This is a genomic window from Priestia sp. SIMBA_032 (assembly GCF_046535215.1).
Lineage (GTDB): Bacteria > Bacillota > Bacilli > Bacillales > Bacillaceae_H > Priestia > Priestia aryabhattai.
The window spans coordinates 1-264 of sequence record NZ_JAWRXD010000840.1; the positions used below are offsets into that span (position 1 = coordinate 1).

At 43.9% G+C, this 264-nt stretch carries 1 protein-coding gene; it reads left to right on the forward strand.

The window, feature by feature from the left end; genetic code table 11:
• The coding region (locus SB717_RS36710) for a hypothetical protein (protein ID WP_410907995.1) at positions 1-264 on the forward strand (264 nt) is incomplete at both ends.

Below are 264 nucleotides of genomic sequence, written 5' to 3' on the forward strand. Positions count from 1 at the left end.
GTAATTGCCAGCAAGGACGTTGAGGCCATTAGGACAAAACGTAACGCCGTTACCCAAGAACTAAAAACGCTGGAAGAGCAAGTCAAAAAATTGGACGAGGCCATCTTGGAACTGGACGATAACTCCAAATTGCCTTTGGTTTCCACATTGACTGTGCAACTTAAGGAATTCCAACATTATTTGGAATTACAAGGTGACGTTGTTACCGACCAAAACGTGCTGGTGTATCCGGAAATGTCAGGTACATTGTACCGTGTTTACGTG